Annotated in this window: 13 protein-coding genes and 1 pseudogene; 5 read left to right on the plus strand and 9 right to left on the minus strand. The window is 70.0% G+C overall.

Annotated elements, in window-relative coordinates:
- Nucleotides 1-45: 45 nt before the first annotated feature.
- Nucleotides 46-1,485 carry a family 43 glycosylhydrolase gene (locus CP976_RS14030; protein ID WP_150480664.1) on the minus strand — a complete coding sequence of 480 codons (1,440 nt, stop codon included), beginning with the start codon at nt 1,483-1,485 and terminating at the stop codon, nt 46-48.
- A complete protein-coding gene (locus CP976_RS14035) occupies nt 1,467-2,447 on the minus strand; it encodes an arabinan endo-1,5-alpha-L-arabinosidase (RefSeq protein WP_190146799.1) in 981 nt (326 codons plus the stop codon). The genes CP976_RS14030 and CP976_RS14035 overlap by 19 nt, the downstream gene beginning before the upstream one ends.
- A 168-nt stretch (nt 2,448-2,615) precedes the next feature.
- Between CP976_RS14035 and CP976_RS14040 the strand changes: the two genes are divergently transcribed.
- Together CP976_RS14040 and CP976_RS14045 are read left to right on the plus strand one after the other, a co-directional pair.
- On the plus strand, nt 2,616-3,122 hold the full coding sequence (locus tag CP976_RS14040; RefSeq protein WP_150480665.1) for a hypothetical protein: 507 nt from the start codon (nt 2,616-2,618) through the stop codon (nt 3,120-3,122).
- 195 nt (nt 3,123-3,317) lie between these two features.
- The gene (locus CP976_RS14045; protein ID WP_150480666.1) at nt 3,318-4,250 is read left to right on the plus strand and encodes an FG-GAP repeat domain-containing protein; all 933 of its coding nucleotides are present in this window, start codon (nt 3,318-3,320) and stop codon (nt 4,248-4,250) included.
- 127 nt (nt 4,251-4,377) lie between these two features.
- Here the strand turns inward: CP976_RS14045 and CP976_RS14050 are convergent, their stop codons facing one another.
- A complete protein-coding gene (locus CP976_RS14050) occupies nt 4,378-4,929 on the minus strand; it encodes a YciI family protein (protein ID WP_150480667.1) in 552 nt (183 codons plus the stop codon).
- 106 nt (nt 4,930-5,035) lie between these two features.
- Between CP976_RS14050 and CP976_RS14055 the strand changes: the two are divergent.
- Nucleotides 5,036-5,768: pseudogene (locus CP976_RS14055) on the plus strand (alpha/beta fold hydrolase).
- A gap of 60 nt (nt 5,769-5,828) precedes the next feature.
- Here CP976_RS14055 and CP976_RS14060 read toward each other — a convergent pair.
- Nucleotides 5,829-6,482: a DUF4360 domain-containing protein gene (locus CP976_RS14060; protein WP_150480668.1), complete on the minus strand. Its 654-nt coding sequence runs from the start codon at nt 6,480-6,482 to the stop codon at nt 5,829-5,831.
- Between the two features lie 367 nt (nt 6,483-6,849).
- The gene (locus CP976_RS14065; protein WP_150480669.1) at nt 6,850-7,308 is read right to left on the minus strand and encodes an RrF2 family transcriptional regulator; all 459 of its coding nucleotides are present in this window, start codon (nt 7,306-7,308) and stop codon (nt 6,850-6,852) included.
- Between the two features lie 92 nt (nt 7,309-7,400).
- Here CP976_RS14065 and CP976_RS14070 point away from each other — a divergent pair, with 92 nt between their 5' ends.
- Both CP976_RS14070 and CP976_RS14075 read left to right on the plus strand, forming a co-directional pair.
- Complete coding sequence (locus CP976_RS14070; protein ID WP_150480670.1) at nt 7,401-10,379, plus strand: glycoside hydrolase family 35 protein; 2,979 nt, start codon at nt 7,401-7,403, stop codon at nt 10,377-10,379.
- 155 nt (nt 10,380-10,534) lie between these two features.
- Nucleotides 10,535-11,575, plus strand: a complete 1,041-nt coding sequence (locus CP976_RS14075) for a hypothetical protein (RefSeq protein ID WP_229875225.1) — start codon at nt 10,535-10,537, stop codon at nt 11,573-11,575.
- A 16-nt stretch (nt 11,576-11,591) separates the two neighbouring features.
- Here CP976_RS14075 and arfA read toward each other — a convergent pair whose 3' ends face one another.
- From arfA to CP976_RS14095, 4 genes are all read right to left on the minus strand, one after another.
- On the minus strand, nt 11,592-13,106 hold the full coding sequence (gene arfA / locus CP976_RS14080) for an arabinosylfuranosidase ArfA (RefSeq protein ID WP_150480671.1): 1,515 nt from the start codon (nt 13,104-13,106) through the stop codon (nt 11,592-11,594).
- Between the two features lie 91 nt (nt 13,107-13,197).
- Nucleotides 13,198-14,052 carry a carbohydrate ABC transporter permease gene (locus CP976_RS14085; protein WP_150480672.1) on the minus strand — a complete coding sequence of 285 codons (855 nt, stop codon included), beginning with the start codon at nt 14,050-14,052 and terminating at the stop codon, nt 13,198-13,200.
- Entirely contained in the window at nt 14,049-14,987 is a 939-nt protein-coding gene (locus CP976_RS14090; RefSeq protein WP_167537334.1) for a carbohydrate ABC transporter permease, read from the minus strand. Before CP976_RS14090 ends, CP976_RS14085 begins: the two co-directional genes overlap by 4 nt.
- Nucleotides 14,987-16,345, minus strand: a complete 1,359-nt coding sequence (locus CP976_RS14095; RefSeq protein ID WP_150480674.1) for an extracellular solute-binding protein — start codon at nt 16,343-16,345, stop codon at nt 14,987-14,989. Before CP976_RS14095 ends, CP976_RS14090 begins: the two co-directional genes overlap by 1 nt.
- Nucleotides 16,346-16,549: the final 204 nt, after the last annotated feature.

A 16,549-nucleotide genomic window follows, 5' to 3' on the forward strand; every position in this document is an offset into this window, starting at 1 on the left:
TTCGTTGTGGTTGATCGCGCAGTTCCCCGCGCCCCTAAGGACGTCTCACTGAACCGGGTTCAGCCTCCACTGTTGGCAGTTGTTGTTGAGCCACGACCACTGGCGTACATCTGCGCTGTCCGCCGTCGAGCAGTTGGCCACGTCGGCCACCTTGCCGGTGGCCTGGTTGGTGATGCGGACGTAACCGCTGTCGGTGGCTATGAACCGGGACCGCTGGCAGGTGTTGTTCAGCCAGGACCACTGGCGCAGGTCGGCGCCGTCGGCGGACGAGCAGTCGGCTGTGTCGAGGACCTTGCCGGTGGCGACGTTCACCAGGCGGTGGGTGTCGTCCCCGAGGTCCTCCAGCCGCCAGCGCTGGTTGGCGCCCCCGTTGCAGGCGTACTGCTGCACGTTGGCACCGTCGGCGGACGAACTCCCCGCGACCTCCAGGCACTTGCTGCTGTTGCGGTTGGAGACGGTGTAGGTCGTGGCGGCGGACGCCGGTTCGCCGGACGGCCCGGGCATGCTCGCCCCGAGCCGGACGGGCGTGCCGAGGTTCGGGGTGCCGTCGGAGTTCCAGGTGAGCTTCTGGGCCCGGGTCGTACGGCCGTTGTCGCAGCCCTCGGAGGCGGAGTCGTTGGCGTGGTAGACGATCCAGTTCTCGCGGCCGTCCGGTGAGGTGAAGAAGCCATTGTGACCTGGCCCGTACACCCCGTTCGCGTCACTGCGCTGGAAGACGGGCGTGGACTTCTTCGTCCAGGAGGAGGCGGACAGCGGATTGGAGCCGGTGAGCTCCAGTTGCCCGAGTTTGTAGTCGGGCGTCCAGCAGCCGCTCGCCGAGTAGATCAGGAAGGTCCGGCCGCCGCGTTGCAGCACCTCCGCGCCCTCGTTGACGGTGCCGCCCTGCCGTTCCCAGGCGTGCGTCGGCGTCGAGATCGTCGAGTAGGAGCCGCTGACGGTGTACGGGTTGGACATCGGCGCGATGACGAGGTTCTGCGTCCCGCCGGTGATCGCGCTGCCCAGCATGTACAGCCGGCCGCCCACGTTCATCAGGCTCGGGTCCAGCATCCAGGCGGAGTTGAGCTGCCCCTTGTAGGTGTAGGGGCCCATGGGGTCGGACCCGGCGCTCTCCAGCACATGACTGCGCTGCGTGGGGTTGTAGTCGGACGCGTTCTGCCCGGCGACGTAGTACAGGTACCAGCGGCCATTGACGAAGTGCAGCTCCGGTGCCCAGATGTTGCAGCACCGGGAGGCGGCGTCGCCCTTCCACACCTGGACGCTGGGGGCGGTGGAGAGCCCGGCGAGGGTGGCGGACTTGCGGATGGTGATGACGTCGGTCCAACTCGTCGTCACCAGGTAGTAGTTGCCGTCGTGGTACGAGATCCAGGGGTCGGCGCCCTTGACGGACTTGACCGGGTTGGCGAAGGAGGCGGCGCTCGCGGTGGGCTGGCCGAGAGTGAGGGCGAGCAGCAGGACGGCCAGCAGGGTCAGTAGGCGACGGGCCATCCGCTGCTCCAGTTCAGGAGGTTGACGCCGAGCTTGGGCGTGCCGTTGTCGTTGCCGTCGTAGTAGTGGTAGACGATCAGGTCGCCGTCGGCGTCGTTCATGATCGACTGGCCGCCCGGGCCGATGACGCTGCCGTGCGACTCCAGGACGGGCGTGCCGCCGTTGTTCCGCAGGTCGACGCCGTTCTTGTCGCGGTACGGCCCGGTGACACTGGACGCCCGGCCGACCTTGACCTTGTACGTCGAGCTGGTGCCGGCGCAGCAGGTGTCGTAGGAGGCGAAGAGGTAGTAGTACCCGCCCCGCTTCACGATGAAGGGCGCCTCGACGGCCTTCGTCCCGGTGGGGCGGGAGGCGAGCGAGTAGCGGGTGGTGTTGGAGGAGAGCTGCTTCCCGGTGGACGGATTGATCTGGATCATCTTGATCCCGGTCCACCAACTGCCGAAGGACAGCCACCACTTGCCGTCGTCGTTCACGAAGAGGTTCGGGTCGATGGCGTTGAAGTCGCTGGAGGAGTTCGACGTGTAGACCGTGCCCTGGTCGGTCCAGCTGCCCGGCTGCCCGGTACTGGAGGTCGCGAGGCCGATGGCGGAGGTGTTCGAGCCGAACTTCGAGACGGAGTAGTACATCAGGTACTTGCCGCCGTGGTACGAGATGTCCGGCGCCCAGGCCTCCGGCACGGAGGAGTAGTTCCGCCACCAGCCGGGCCTGCTGGAGAAGGCGTCACCGCCGTTCCGGAAGGCCGTGCGGTCGCCGGACGTCTTGCTCGCGATGCCCCCGCCGGTGGCGTAGAGCAGGTACTGACCGGACGAAGTGCGGATCATCGACGGGTCGTGGGTGACGATGTCGCCGGTGACCCGGCCGGGGTTGGGGTACGCCGACGCCGCACTCGGCATCAGGGCGAGCAGTACGGCGGTGGGGAGGGCGAGCAGGGCGGTTCTCTTGCGCAGGATGGAGCGGCTCATACGGTCCTCCTTGCGGTGGGGGTGACGGCTGCTCGACATTTCGAACAACGATCGCAAGTTCGAACGGACCGTAGAATCGAACCTCTTGCGCGTCAATGGTTCGCGCAGCAACAACTGTGAGCGGCACGGGAGATCCGTTGTGGGTGGGCCCTGGTTATCGTCCAGGTCATGACCTCCAGGGATCCCCTGCTCGATCTGATCCAGAACACGTCGGACATCCGTGGCCTGCTGCGGGCATCCTTCGGGTTCGACATCGGGCGGAAGCAGTGCGGTGACGGCTTGAGGCTTGCCTCGGGTGCACCGCTGGAGGCGATCGCAGGGGATTTTGCCGGTGGGGCGTTCTTCCTGTGCGCTGAGGAAGGCGGCCGTCGGCCGGTGGTGTTCGCGAACTCCGAGGGGGAAGGCGGGCTGCTCGCCGACAACCTGGCGGGTGCACTGGAAATCATCATCGGACTGGCATGGCAGGACTGCCTCAGCTTTTCGCGCGGCGGCGATGTGAAGGTCATGCAGATCTCCGCCCGGCATCTCGAAAGGTACCTGGCCAGGGACAATCCGAACATCGCCGAGGAGCGTGCTCGCGTGGCCGCGGCCCTGTCGCTGCGCGTCCTGCCTGTCGCCGACTCGTCATCCGCCTGCGTGCGGCGGCATCGAGGACCGAACCTGTCTATGTGGTGACCACCGAGGGCGCCCGCTCCATAGGAACGGACCACCGCATCGAGGCGCCAGAACGTCAGTCCTCGTCCACCAAGCCGATGTCCTCAGGAAGGGAACGCATCGACCGCTGCCTCACCGGGTCGGTCTCTGACTCGGCAGCTGCCTGGATGGCCGCTCACCCCCGGCCCGCACACGCTCTACGTCCGGGCCTACGACGTGGGCGGCAACCCCGGGCCGATCCACCCCTACCGCTTCTACGTCAAGAGCCCGGGAGTCACCGACAAGCCCGGCGACCTGAACGGTGACGGCCAGCCCGACATGCTCGCCGTCGACGGTTCCGACAACCTGCGCCTGTACGGCGGCACCGGCAATGGCGCGGTGGCGACGATGGTGCCCCTCTCCTCCGGCGGTGGCTGGAACGGCGCGCGGCTGACCCACAGGGGCGACTGGGACGAGGACCTGTATGAGGATCTGGTAGCCCTGCGCGGCGGCAAGCTGTGGTTCTACCCGAACGACGGCCAAGGCGAGTTCACCGACGACACCCGGCAGGAGGTGTCGATCCTCGGCGAGTCCGAGGCGGGCGGAGTCACCAGCACCGCGGACATCGACCAGATCGTCTCGGTCGGGAACATCACGAACGACTCCGAGGCGGACTACCCCGACTTCGTCGCGGTCATCGGGGACCAACTCTGGTTCCTGCCGGGGTACTTCGGCCAGACCCTCGAATCGGGCTATCTGATCGGTGCGTCAGGGTGGGGGAAGATGCACCTCGCCTCGCCCGGCGACGTCGACGGCGACGGCTTCACCGACCTGATCGCCCGCGACAGCGGCACCGGGCAGGTCTGGCTGTATCACGGCCTCAGCGCCGGTGACGCGGACGCCGACGGGGTCCCGGACGGTGGCACCGACCCGGCGTCGCTGGCATCGCCCGCCAACCGCACGGCGTACGCCACCGGCTGGACGCCGGCCACGCGCCCGCTGCTCGCCGGGTCCGGCGACTCCAACGGCGATGGTGTTCCGGACCTGTGGACCACCACGTCCAGCACCACGGCGGGACTGGAGTTCGTCCCGGGACGCAAGAGTGGCCTGCACGGTCCGCCCGTAGTGGTCGGTAAGGGGGGCTGGCAGGCGATCAAGGCGATCTCCTGACGGAGCCGGCCGCCTCCCCGTCACCACGCGCCCCCTCCGGTCACCTAGCCACCGGACGGGGGTGCGTGGTGACGGCTCGCTGAACCGGGGAGCCGTCAGGCCTCTCCGTAGCCTCCGGCCCCGCTCGTCACCGCCGCCCCCCGAACTCCCACGCATGCACCTCGACCTCGGCATACCGCTCCCGCGTCAGAACACCGCGCGCCGTCTCTCTGTCCGGGGCCCGGACCAGCGCTGCCGTGCCCAGCCAGGCGGAGCCGTCGTCGGAGAGCAGGGGGCCGTAGGCGATCAGGTCGTTCGAGTCGGGTGGCGTGTCGAGGTCGGCCGCCGCCGGGGCCGGGCCCAGCCCGAGAACGAGGTAGCGGTTGCCGGTCGTCGGGCCGCCGGGGAAGTCCCACATGGTGCGGCCCAGGACGTTGTGCCAGCGGCGCAGCAGGACGTCCCGGTACGCACCCGCCTGGTAGTTGGGCTCGTCGAAGGCGAAGGCACGGGCGGCGGCGGGGTCCGGCAGGTCGAGGATGTGGACGCTGCCGGTGGGGGTTTCACCGTCATCGGCGAAGGTCGGGCCACGGGCGATCATTTCGGCCGCGTACTGGTCCATGTAGGACCAGTGCCGCTCCAGTAGCTCGCTGCGCAGTGGCAGTGAGCCGGGGCGATCGCGGTGGTAGCAGAAGAACTCCATGCACGCAGACCCTTCCCCACGGTCGGCAGCAGCTCAAGCCGGTTTCCGGGTTGAGCGTCGGCGTAAAGTCGGTCCGGCAGCGGCGCCGCTTCGATTCGGGGGGATCATGAAGGCAGTTGACAGGACGCCCATCGTCTTCGTGCACGGGACGCGGTTCAGCGCGGGACAGTGGAGCCCGCAACTCATCGCGCTGCGGGACGAGTTCCCCGTGGCGGCGGTCGATCTGCCGGGGCACGGGTCCCGTTCCGCCGAGGCCTGGAGTCTGAAGGCGGCCGTGGAGGTCATCGACGACGCCGTGGAGTCGCTCGGGGGTGGGCCCGCCCTGGTCGTGGGGCACTCGCTCGGGGGGGTACGCCTCGCTGGAGTTCGCGCGGGTCCGACCGGAGCGGTTGCGCGGGCTGGTGCTCGCGGGGGCCAGTGCCTCGACTCGCGGGGCGTGGGCGGCGCCGTACCGGTGGGTCGCCGGGCTCGTGCCGCGGCTGCCCGCGGATCGGCTGGCCGAGTGGAACGACTGGTTGCTGCGCAGGACGTATCCGGCCGAGGTGGTCGAGGCCACGATCCGGTCCGGATACGCCTTCCACGCCCTGCCCGCCGCCTGGGGCGAGGTGCTGGGGCGTTTCGACGCGGGTGCGATGCGTCATGTGGCGGCTCCGGTGCTCATCCTGAACGGCGAGAAGGACAGCGTCTTCCGGTCCGGCGAGGCGGAGTTCGCCCGTGCGCATCCGCGGGCCCGCGTCGAGCTGATCCCGAGAGCCAGGCATCTGGCGAACTTCGACGATCCGGACGCCTTCAGCGATGCGGTTCGCCGGTTCGCCCGGCAGCTGAGCAGCAGCACATGAACGGGGCGGCCCGCCCGGCCCGACGACCCGGTGGGCCGGGTGGGCCGCCCCTCACTTGCGTCAGGACTTCCCGGGGCACTCCTTCCACGCCATGTGGTACACCGTGCTGATGTCCCCGTCCGTCGAGTCCATCGTCATGAAGCTGACCTTGTCGGCCGACTGCGTACCGGCGTTGACCCGGATCTCGGTGTTGATGTTGAAGTTGCGCTGGACACCGCAGGGCGCGTAGACGAGTTGGGCCCAGTCCGTTTCGTCGGTGGCCTGCCAGTTGTCGTTGTACGGGCCGCTGAAGGGGTGGCTCCGGTGCGCCGTGCTCGGGGAGCCCTGGAAGTAGTACGAGGCCCGCTGGGTGGCGCTCGCTCCGCGCTGGAGTGAGGCGAAGCCTCGGTAGTCGGCGCTGGCGATGGCGTACGTGAAGCCCTGGGGCACGTGGACGATCAGGCTGAGCTGGCAGTTCTTGCGGAACGCGGTCGGGTCGGAGCCGCCGCCGGCCTGAGCGAGGTAGTCGCTGTAGGTGACCGTGAACGCCGTGTTGTCCTCGGAGACGGCGACCGCCGCCGTGCCCTGCGGGCAGCCGGAGCCGTTCACCGTGGCGACCTTGATGACGATCTTGTCCGGGGGCGGGTCGACGAACCCGGAGGACGGGGATGGTGCGGGGAGTGCGCTGGTGAGGAGGGCGGCGATCGCGCCGCTCAGAAGCAGGCCACCGGCCATGGTTCTCCCATCCGTACGTGGGGGGTGGAGCATGGAGTGGACATGGGCATGTCAAGATGACAGCGCATGCGCGCCCGGCCTGTGACCATTCCATGGAGGAGCTGTGAAGGCCGGGAGCGGTCGCATCGTACGCAGGGCGCGAGGGGTCGGCCAGGGCGCTCTCCGGCCATTCACAATGGCGGGATCACACCAGGGGAAGGGGCGCGCGGCCCGTCCACGCGGGCCCCGTCCGCACCAGCGGTACCGGCGGGCGCATAAGGTGCGTTAGCAGTGCGTCGGACCAGGACACCCCGAGGACGCGATGAGGATCACCCACCGGCTCCCCCGTGGACGCGGCCCGTCACGGGTTCTCCCAGGCCGCGGCCCGTCACGGGTTCTCCCAGGCCGCCGGTTCCGCCGCCAGCCGCTCCACCGGCTCGGGCAGCGCGCCGGCCGCGAGGTCGGCGATCGTCACGCCCTCCAGGATCCTGCGCACATTGGCCCGCAGGGCGATCCACAGCGGCAGCAGCGGCTCGGCGGTACCGGTGTAGGCGAGGCCGGTCGGACGTTCGCCGCGCACCGAGACGATCGGTCCGTCCACGGCCCGGATCACGTCCGCGACCGTGATCTCCGCGGCCTCCCGGGCCAGCCGGTAGCCGCCGCCACCGCCGCGCCGGCTGTCGACGACACCGCCGCGCCGCAGATCGCCGAGGATCCCTTCCAGAAACTTGTGGGGGATGTCCTGCGCGATGGCGACGGCCTCCGCCTTGACCGGCCCCTCGCCCTGCCGGACGGCCAGCTCCACGACCGCTCGTACCGCGTAGTCCGCACGTGCCGAGATCCTCATAGGGCCATTGTCGCGGTCGGCCTGTGGACAATGACGCACCAGCACCACGTAAGCACCACGTACGGCACGGCAGCACAACAGGAGGCGCTCCCTTGGAGCTCAGCAGGCGTACCTTCCACGCTATCGCCGGCACGGCCGCGCTCGGCTTCGCGCTGACCGGCAGCGGGTCGCCGACCTCCGCGAACACGGCACGGAGCGTACCCACGGGCCCGCCGCCACCGGTGCCGGGCGCGGACGGCCGGCGGCACGAGGTCGGCTTCGACCGGTACTCACTGCTGGTCGACGGCCGCCGCCTGGTCCTCTGGTCGGGCGAGCTGCACCCCTTCCGGCTGCCGAGCCCGTCCCTGTGGCGGGACGTGCTGGAGAAGATGCGTGCCCACGGCTACAACGCCGTCAGCGTGTACGTCGCCTGGAACTACCACTCCCCCGCCCCCGGCCGGTACGACTTCACCGGTGTGCGCGACCTGGACCTGTTCCTGCGGATCGCCGCCGAGACCGGTCTGTACGTGATCCTGCGGCCCGGCCCGTACATCAACGCGGAGGTCGACGCCGGCGGCTTCCCCGGCTGGCTGACCGCGACCGAGGGCACGGCCCGGACCTCCGACCCGACGTATCTGCGGTACGTCGACGAGTGGCTGTCCGCCGTCAACGCCATCGTCGCGAAGCGCCTGTTCACCCGGGGCACGGGCACGGTCCTGCTGTACCAGCTCGAGAACGAGTACGACGCCCACGTCGGCGAACCGACCGGGCGCGCCTACATGTCGTACCTGTACGAGAAGATCCGCGCCGACGGCATCGACGTGCCGCTGTTCCACAACGACAAGGGGCGCAACGGGGCCTGGGCCCCGGGGTCGTTCGCCACCGGCGGGGAGAAGGGGCGCTGGCTGTACGGGTTCGACGGTTACCCGGAGCCGGACGAGGTGCCGCCCGACTGGGGGCACTTCGGGACCGGCGGGGCGAAGGGCGGGGCCACGGCCAGTCCGCGCACACCCGGGTTCGTGCCCGAGTTCGGCGGGGGCTGGTTCGACCCGTGGGGCGGGTACTGGTTCGGCGGGAAGGGGTACGCCGAGTCGCGCCGGACCCGGGACGCGGCGTACGAGCGGCGCTTCTACCTCACCAACCTCGCCAACGGCATCACGCTGCACAACGTCTACATGACGTACGGCGGCACCTCCTGGGGCTGGCTGCCCGCGCCGGTCGTCTACACGTCGTACGACTACGGGGCCGCGTTCGACGAGGCCCGCAACGCCACCCCGAAGCTCGCCCCGATGCACCAGATCGGTCAGTTGCTGCGCCACGTGCCGGACCTCGCCAAGCTGAACCGGGCGAAGGCCGTGCGCGCCACCGATGAGCGGATCAAGGTCTACCACCTGGCCAACCCGGACACCGGCGCCCACTTCTACGTCCTGCGCAACGACTCCGAGGAGGCCGTCACCTCGACGCTGCCCGACGCCGGGATCGACGTGCCGGTCACGGTCCCGGCGCGGGACGCCAAGCTGATCGCCGCCGGGCTGAAGCTCGGGAAGCGGACGCTGGTGCACGCCACCGTGCAGCCCATGCTGAGCCTGACCGCCGGGCGCCAGGAGATCGCGGTGTTCGCGGGCCGGCGAGGCGACCTGGCGCAGGTCGTACTGGACTGCGCGGACGAGCCGACGCCCATGCGGCTGGACGTGGAGCCCGCGTGGTCCTGGAACCTCGGCAAGCTCAACGTCACCGCTCCGCTCGGCGCCGGCGGGCTGAGCCGGGTGCGGGTCGAGGGCGACGGCGTGGACACGACGATGCTGCTGCTGTTCGCGGACGACGCGACGGCCCTGCGGCTGTGGCCGTACGAGACGCCGTCCGGTCCGCTCCTCGTCTACGGCCCGGCCCTGCTGCGGTCGGCCGAGCTGCGCGGCTCCACCGTCCACCTCACCGGCGACACCACCGCGCAGACCGGCCTGGAGGTGTGGGGGCCGCGCGGGATCACCCATGTCACGTGGAACGGGCGTCCGGTGCCCACCCGGATCAGCGCCTCCGGCAGTCTGCTCGCGCTGCGGCCGCTCCCCGGCGTGACCCGGCCGGCCCTGCCCGCCCTCGACGGCTGGCGGCGGCGGACCGAGAACCCGGAGGCCGAGCCCGGCTTCGACGACTCCGGCTGGACGGCGGCCGACAAGAAGACGTCGTTCAGCACGACGCCCGTGCCCGACGGGCAGCCAGTCCTGTTCGCCGACGACTACGGCTTCCACTACGGCGACGTCTGGTACCGGGGCGAGTGGACCGGCGAGGGCGGCATCGAGTCGGTCTCCCTCGCCTACAGCACGGGCACCCAGGGGCTGCTGATGGCCTGGCTGGACGGCGAACCGCTGGGCACGCACCGGATGCCGGTGCCGGACAAGGACCGGGCGCGGCAGGGGACATGGACCGCGAAGGCCGCCTTCGCCCTGCCGGAGGAGCTGCGGAAGAGATTCCGTGAGGACCGTCGCGAGGGCGGCGAGCGGCACGTGCTGTCCGTGCTCGTCCGGCGGATGCAGCACGACATGGACGGCAAGGCGCTCGACACGCACAAGGCCGCGCGCGGACTGACCGCCGTCACCTTCGAGGGCGCCTCCCCCGAGGTGACCTGGCGGATCCAGGGCGCCGCCACGTCCGACCCGGTGCGCGGGCCGATGAACAACGGCGGGCTGTACGGGGAGCGCGAGGGCTGGCATCTGCCCGAGTACGACGACGGGGACTGGAAGGACGCCCGACTGCCGCGTGCCGACCGGCGGCAGGGCGTCACCTGGTACCGGACGGACTTCCGGCTGGACGTCGACCCGGGTGTCGACGCCTCCGTCGGGCTCGTCCTCGACGACGACCCGGAGCGGGCCTACCGCGTCCAGATCTTCCTCAACGGCTGGAACATGGGCCAGTACATCAACGACGTAGGGCCGCAGCACACGTTCGTACTGCCGAACGGGATCCTGCGCACACGTGGTGCCAACACACTGGCGCTGGCGGTGCTGTCGGACGGGACCACACCGGCGGGGCCGGGGGAGGTGCGGCTGACGCTGCTGGGGGCCGCCGCCGGAGGGGTGCCGGTCACACCGGTGTGACCGGATCGAGCCGTCCCCGTGCATTGCCTTCTCCGGCAGGCTGGGCCACCGTTCGGCCTTTCAGGGCTGCCGACAGGGAGGGGAACCTCGTGCGAAGACGGCGTTTCATCGGTGGATTAGGCGGACTGGTCGGGGCCGGGCTCGGGCTCGCCTCGATGCGGGGCGGGGCGGCCTGGGCGGCTCCCGGTCTCCTGGGTGAGGCCCGCGAGTGGCAGGCCGTCGCCGCCCCGGAGGCCGGCCCGGCCGCGCAGTTGCTCGACGTGGCGGCCGCGGGTCCGGACCTCGCCTGGGCCGTGGGCGAGGAGGGCCGCAGCGGCAGCGCCCGGGGAACGGCGCTGGCGCTCGTGTGGGACGGCACGGCCTGGCAGCGCACCGACCCCGGCCTCAGCGGCTATCTGGGCTCCGTCGCCGCCGCGTTAGACGGCCGCGCCTGGGCCGTCGGCACCGACACGTCCGGCACCGCCCGGCTGCTCGCCGGGGACGGACCGACGTGGCGGGAGGTCGACTTCCCCGGTCGCGGGGCGCCCGGCACGTCCCTCGCCGCCGTCACGACCGGCCCCCGGGGCCACGTCTGGGTCTCCGGCCGGAACAGCGACGGCTCGGTGCTGCTGCACGGCCACCGGGGCAAGTGGACCTGGCTGGAGGCACCCCCGGCCACGACGACCATCCCGCCGTACGGCATCCACCGCGCGCCCTGCGGCGACGTCTGGGTCTACGGCAGCGAGCTCGTCGCCCGCTGGGACGGAGCGGCCTGGACCATGCTGCCGGCGCCCGGCGGGATCCGTGCCGGCTTCACCGGTCTGCTCCCGGTCACCCGCGACGACATCTGGATGACCGGCTACGACTACGGCATCGGCGGCCCGCCCGGCAAACCCCCCGCCGTCCGGCTGCTGCACGGGGACGGCACCGGCTGGGAGTACCTCAAGGCACCGTTCGGCGTCGGAGTGCTGACCGGCATCGTGGGCGACGCGCAGGGGCGTCCCGACCGTATCTCCGGGTGGGACTTCTGGGACCAGACCCGGGCCCACTACCTGCGCTGGGACGGCACGGCGTGGGTGAGCGAGCGGGGGCCGGTGGCCACGACCCCCGTCGTCATCAACGCCCTTGCGACGGTGCCGGGCTCGGACGGCTACTGGGCGGTCGGCACCACCTCGCCCCCGCCGTCCCCGACAGGCCAGCCGCGCATCGAACGCTGACGCGTCGCACCGGCTGTCACGCCAGCCGGATCACGTTCCAGGACAGCGGCTCCAGGACGGCGCTCAGCATGCCGTCCTGGAGGGCCGTGCCGTCGACCGCGTGCGGGGCCACCCGCTCGGGGTCGTCGAGGGTGTTGCGGGCGTCCGGGTCGGCGTCGGCGAGGGCGCTGTGCTCGACCACCGACGACAGGTCGAGCCCGTTCAGCGCGACCTCCAGCGGCAGCGACTCGGTGCGGCTGCGGTTCACCGCGAAGACCGTGACCGTGCCGTCCTCGGCGCGTACGGCGGTGGCGTGCAGCAGGTCCGTCTCGCCGAACTTCTTCGTCTCGTACCTCGGCGAGTCCACGCGGACGTCGAGGACCTGGCCGCGGCCGTACCGGGCGGCCTGGGCGAAGGGGAAGAACGTCGTCTGCCGCCAGGCCGGGCCACCCGGCTCTGTCATGATCGGCGCGATGACGTTGACGAGCTGGGCGAGGCAGGCGACCGTGACGCGGTCGGCGTGCCGGAGCAGGGCGATGAGGAGCGAGCCGAAGACGACGGCGTCGGTGACGCTGTAGTTGTCCTCCAGGAGGCGCGGGGCCTCGGGCCAGTCGTCCTGCTCGAAGGTCTTCGCGCGGGCCTCCCACTCGGGCAGGTACCAGACGTTCCACTCGTCGAAGGAGAGGTTGATCCGCTTCTTCGACTTGAGCTTCGCGCCCACGTGGTCGGCGGTCGCGACGACGTTGTCGATGAAGGACTCCATGTCGACGGCGGAGGCCAGGAAGGAGTCGATGTCGCCGTTCTCGGGCCAGTAGTAGGCGTGCAGGGAGATGTAGTCGACGAGGTCGTACGTCTCCTCCAGGACGGTCGCCTCCCACTCGGCGAACGTCGGCATGGACTGGCTGGAGGAACCGCAGGCGACGAGTTCGACGCCGGGGTCCATCTGGCGCATGGCCCGGGCCGTCTCGGCGGCGACCCGGCCGTACTCCTCGGCGGTCTTGTGGCCGGTCTGCCAGGGGCCGTCCATCTCGTTGCCGAGGCACCACAGCCTGATGCCGAAGGGGTCCTTGTCGCCGTGGGCGGCGCGGAGGTCGGACAGGGCGGTGCCCTCGGCGTGGTTGGCGTACTCCTGGAGTTCGAGGGCTTCGGCGACGCCTCGGGTGCCGAGGTTGATGGCCATCATGGGTTCGGCCTGGGGGCCGATCTTGCGGAGGAAGTCGATGTACTCGGAGAGGCCGAAACGGTTCGACTCCGTCGAGTGCCAGGCGAGGTCGAGGCGGCGGGGGCGGTTCTCTGCGGGGCCGACGGAGTCTTCCCACTTGTAGCCGGAGACGAAGTTGCCGCCGGGGTAGCGGATGGTTGTTACGCCGAGTTCGCGGACCAGGTCGAGGACGTCTGTGCGGAGGCCGTTGGCGTCGGCTGCGGGGTGGTCGGGTTCGAAGATGCCGGTGTAGACGCAGCGGCCGAGGTGTTCCACGAAGCTGCCGAAGAGGCGGGGGTTGACCTCGCCGACTACGAAGGCTGGGTCGAGGGTGAAGCGGGCGGTGTGCATGTTCGCCTTTCGGGGTGGGTGGTTCTGTTCAGTGGCGGCTGCGGGTCGTGGGGGTCGTTCGCGCAGTTCCCCGCGCCCCTGGGTTCGTCTACTACTGGCCTGCCAGGCCCGTGTGCGCGACGCCAGCCACTATCTGGCGTTGGAAGAACACAAAGACGATGATCAGGGGCAGGCCCGCCATCAGGCCGCCGGCCATGAGCTGGGCCCATTGGATGCCGTAGGAGTTCATGACGGTCGCGATGCCGTTCGGCATGGTCATCAGGTCGGGGTTGTTGGTCACCATGTACGGCCAGAGGAAGTTGTTCCACGAGGCGATGAACGTGAAGATGCCGACCGCGGCGAGGGAGGGGCGGGAGAGCGGGAGGACGATGGTGAAGAAGACGCGCCAGCGGCCCGCGCCGTCGATGAAGGCGGCCTCCTCCAGTTCGCGCGGGATGCCCTGGAAGAACTTGTAGAGGATGTAGACCATCGCGGCGGGTGCGCACTGCGGCAGGATCATGCCCCAGTAGGTGTCGACCATGCCCATCTGCTGGACGGTGGTGAACAGCGGCACGCCGAGGACGGCGGGCGAGATCATCAGGCCGGCCATGACCAGGCCCATCAGGGGCTTCTTGCCGCGGAACTCGGTGCGGGCGAAGCCGTATCCGGCCAGTGCGCTCACCAGCAGCACCACAGACGTCACGCAGACCGAGACGACCACGGAGTTGACGAACCAGTTGGTGATGTTGCCGGTCTCGAAGAGGGCCTTCCAGGCCTGGCCCGTCCAGTCCTCCGGGAGCCAGTGCGGCGGAACTTCGACGGCCTCGGTCTCCGACTTGAGGGACGTGAACAGGCCCCATGCGAACGGGGCGAGGAAGACGACCGAGACGGCCGCACCGAGCAGCGTCAGCACGATCTGGCTGGGGGTCCACGCCTTGCGGGGCTTCACCGGTACGGCGGTGGTCATCGGGCGGTCTCCTCACGGGTGCGCAGCAGCCACATCCGGGCGAGGGCGACGGCCGCGATGATCACGAAGAAGATGACGGAGATGGCGGAGGCGTAGCCCACGCGGTAGCTGGTGAAGCCCTCTTCGAGGGTGTACTGCACGAAGGTGCGGGTCGATCCCTCGGGCCCGGGGAGGAAGTCCATCATCACGACGGCCTGGTCGAAGACCTGGAGCGAGGCGAGGATCTGCAGGGCGACGACGAGGCCGGTGATGTTGCGCAGCATCGGCAGGGTGATGTGGACCATGCGGTGCCAGGCGTTCGCGCCGTCGAGCTTGGCGGCCTCGTAGAGGTGGCCCGGGATGCCCTGGAGCGCGGCCAGGTAGAGCAGGAAGCTGAAGCCGACCGTCCACCACAGGGTCTGGATGACGATGGCGAGCATCGCGTACGACTTGTCGATCAGCCACGGCGTCTCGATGCCGAAGACGTGGTTGATCATTCCTGTGCCGGGGTTGAAGAGCCACTGCCACAGGTTGGCGGCGACGGTCGACGGCAGCAGGAACGGGGCGAAGAAGCACAGCCGCCACAGCCACTTGCCGCGCTCGATGTGGTGGGCGAGCATCGCGAGGAGGAAGGCGAGGACCGTGATGCAGGGGACGACCAGGAGCGTGAAGTACGCGCTGTGGCCGAGGGAGTCCCACACCAGCGGGTCGTCGAGGGCCTCGCGGTAGTTGTCGAGGCCGACGAAGCTCGCGCCCTCGCCCGAGATGTTGGCGTCCGTGAAGCTGAGGTAGACGCCGCGCAGCAGCGGCCAGATCACGAAGAGCGTGAACAGGACGAGGAACGGGGCCACGAACCAGCCGCCGTGCTGGAAGCCCTGACGCCTGCGGAGGGTGGCGCTGTCGGCGACGGTCCTGGCACGGGCGGGTGCGGCGATGGTCTGGGCGCTGGTCGCCATCACGCGGCCGCACCTCCTTCCGCGGCTGTGTGGCCGTCCATGGGGTTCTTCATGGCGAGCAGTTGGGTGAGCGCGCCCTGCATCCGGCGGGCGGCGGTCTCCGGTTTGGCGGAGCCCATCGTCGAGGCGGCGACGATCGGGCCGACGCGCTGGGCGAGGATGCCGGTGGAGCCCGCGAACCACACCTTCGGCTCGGTGGCCTGGTGGTCCATGGCCGACACGTACTCGCTCTGCGGGTTCAGCTCCTTGTACGCGGCGGTGGAGAGGGTCGGCGTGTAGGCGGGGATGTGGCCGCCGGCGGCCCACTGCTGAGCGTGCCGGACGACGTAGGCGGCGAGTCGGTGCGCGGCCTCGTTGGTGGCGCCGCCGCGGTCGGACTGGTGCGGCAGGACGAAGGCGTGCGACTCGGCGTGGGTGGCCGGCTTGCCGAAGACGGGCGGCAGCGGGGTGGCGCCGTAGTCGAGCTTCGCTCCGGAGTAGACCGGCACCGACCAGTTGCCCTCCCAGACGAAGGGGGAGCCGTTGAGGAACTGCTCGGCGCCCGCGGCGCCCCCGAAGCCCGGGTCGGCGTATCCGTCCGTGAGGTGCCGGCGCAGGAACTGAAGGACCTGGGTGGCCTTGTCGGTGTCGAAGGTGACCTCGGTGCCGGCGGCGTTGAACCAGGTGCCGCCGAGCTGGGTGTAGAAGGCGACGAAGAACCACCACTGGAAGTTCTGGTCGTTGTGCCACAGACCGATGGTCTGGAGCCCCTTCTTCGTGGCCTTCTTCGCCTCCTTCAGCACGCCGAACCATTCGTCGGCGGAGGTGACGGGCACGATGCGGCCGTCGTCGCCGAGCAGGCCCGCCTTCTTCAGCACGTCCTTGCGGTAGAAGCAGAGCTGGACGTGGATGTCGAGCGGGAGGGCGTAGAGCTTGCCGTCGATGACGGCGCGCTTCCACAGCGCGGGGTTGAAGTCGGCTTCGCGTACGCCGTACTCGGCGAGCAGGTCCACGTCCCAGGGGTCGAGGAAGCGGCCGGGTGAGAAGCCGGTGACCCGGCCCAGGTGCATGACGCCGAGGTCGGGGGCGCGGTTGCCCGCGGCGGCCATGGCGAGCTTGGTGTAGAAGGGGCTGCCCCACTGGAGGGTGGAGTCCTTCACCGCGATGTCCGGGTTGGCCTTACGGAAGGCGTCCAGCATCGCGATCATGTTGGACCCGTCGCCGCCGCTGAAGAGGTTCCAGTAGCGCACGCGGGTGTCGGCGTCGGCGGCGAGTGCGTCGGCGCCCGTGCCGAGCGCGGCGAAGCCGAAGCTGCTCGCGACGAAGAGTCCTCCGAGCCCGCCGAGAAGCTGCCTGCGATTCAGGTCAGGTCGTCCCATGCCCTGCCCTTGCTGTCGTGTTCGATATATCGGAAGGTGCTCGTGACTTCGAACGGGACCGTAAGTTCGAAGCGCTTGCGCGTCAATGGCCGGTCCGGAACTTCGGGCACGACTTTCGGGCAGGAACGGTCGTTCTCCGCTGAACTACCGGCTTCGGATCGCCTGACGCGAAAGCTTTCGGGCGCGTAGTCTCGGACCCGCGGC

It is taken from the genome of Streptomyces coeruleorubidus (assembly GCF_008705135.1).
In the GTDB taxonomy this organism is placed as follows: Bacteria; Actinomycetota; Actinomycetes; order Streptomycetales; family Streptomycetaceae; genus Streptomyces; species Streptomyces coeruleofuscus.

What these genes read in the sequence shown, in the direction of transcription:
- CP976_RS14030 (WP_150480664.1), bottom strand. Translation starts at nt 1,485, where the DNA reads ATGGCCCGTCGCCTACTGACCCTGCTGGCCGTCCTGCTGCTCGCCCTC.
- CP976_RS14035 (WP_190146799.1), bottom strand. Translation starts at nt 2,447, where the DNA reads ATGAGCCGCTCCATCCTGCGCAAGAGAACCGCCCTGCTCGCCCTCCCC.
- CP976_RS14040 (WP_150480665.1), top strand. Translation starts at nt 2,616, where the DNA reads ATGACCTCCAGGGATCCCCTGCTCGATCTGATCCAGAACACGTCGGAC.
- CP976_RS14050 (WP_150480667.1), bottom strand. Translation starts at nt 4,929, where the DNA reads ATGGAGTTCTTCTGCTACCACCGCGATCGCCCCGGCTCACTGCCACTG.
- CP976_RS14060 (WP_150480668.1), bottom strand. Translation starts at nt 6,482, where the DNA reads ATGGCCGGTGGCCTGCTTCTGAGCGGCGCGATCGCCGCCCTCCTCACC.
- CP976_RS14065 (WP_150480669.1), bottom strand. Translation starts at nt 7,308, where the DNA reads ATGAGGATCTCGGCACGTGCGGACTACGCGGTACGAGCGGTCGTGGAG.
- CP976_RS14075 (WP_229875225.1), top strand. Translation starts at nt 10,535, where the DNA reads ATGCGGGGCGGGGCGGCCTGGGCGGCTCCCGGTCTCCTGGGTGAGGCC.
- arfA (WP_150480671.1), bottom strand. Translation starts at nt 13,106, where the DNA reads ATGCACACCGCCCGCTTCACCCTCGACCCAGCCTTCGTAGTCGGCGAG.
- CP976_RS14085 (WP_150480672.1), bottom strand. Translation starts at nt 14,052, where the DNA reads ATGACCACCGCCGTACCGGTGAAGCCCCGCAAGGCGTGGACCCCCAGC.
- CP976_RS14090 (WP_167537334.1), bottom strand. Translation starts at nt 14,987, where the DNA reads ATGGCGACCAGCGCCCAGACCATCGCCGCACCCGCCCGTGCCAGGACC.
- CP976_RS14095 (WP_150480674.1), bottom strand. Translation starts at nt 16,345, where the DNA reads ATGGGACGACCTGACCTGAATCGCAGGCAGCTTCTCGGCGGGCTCGGA.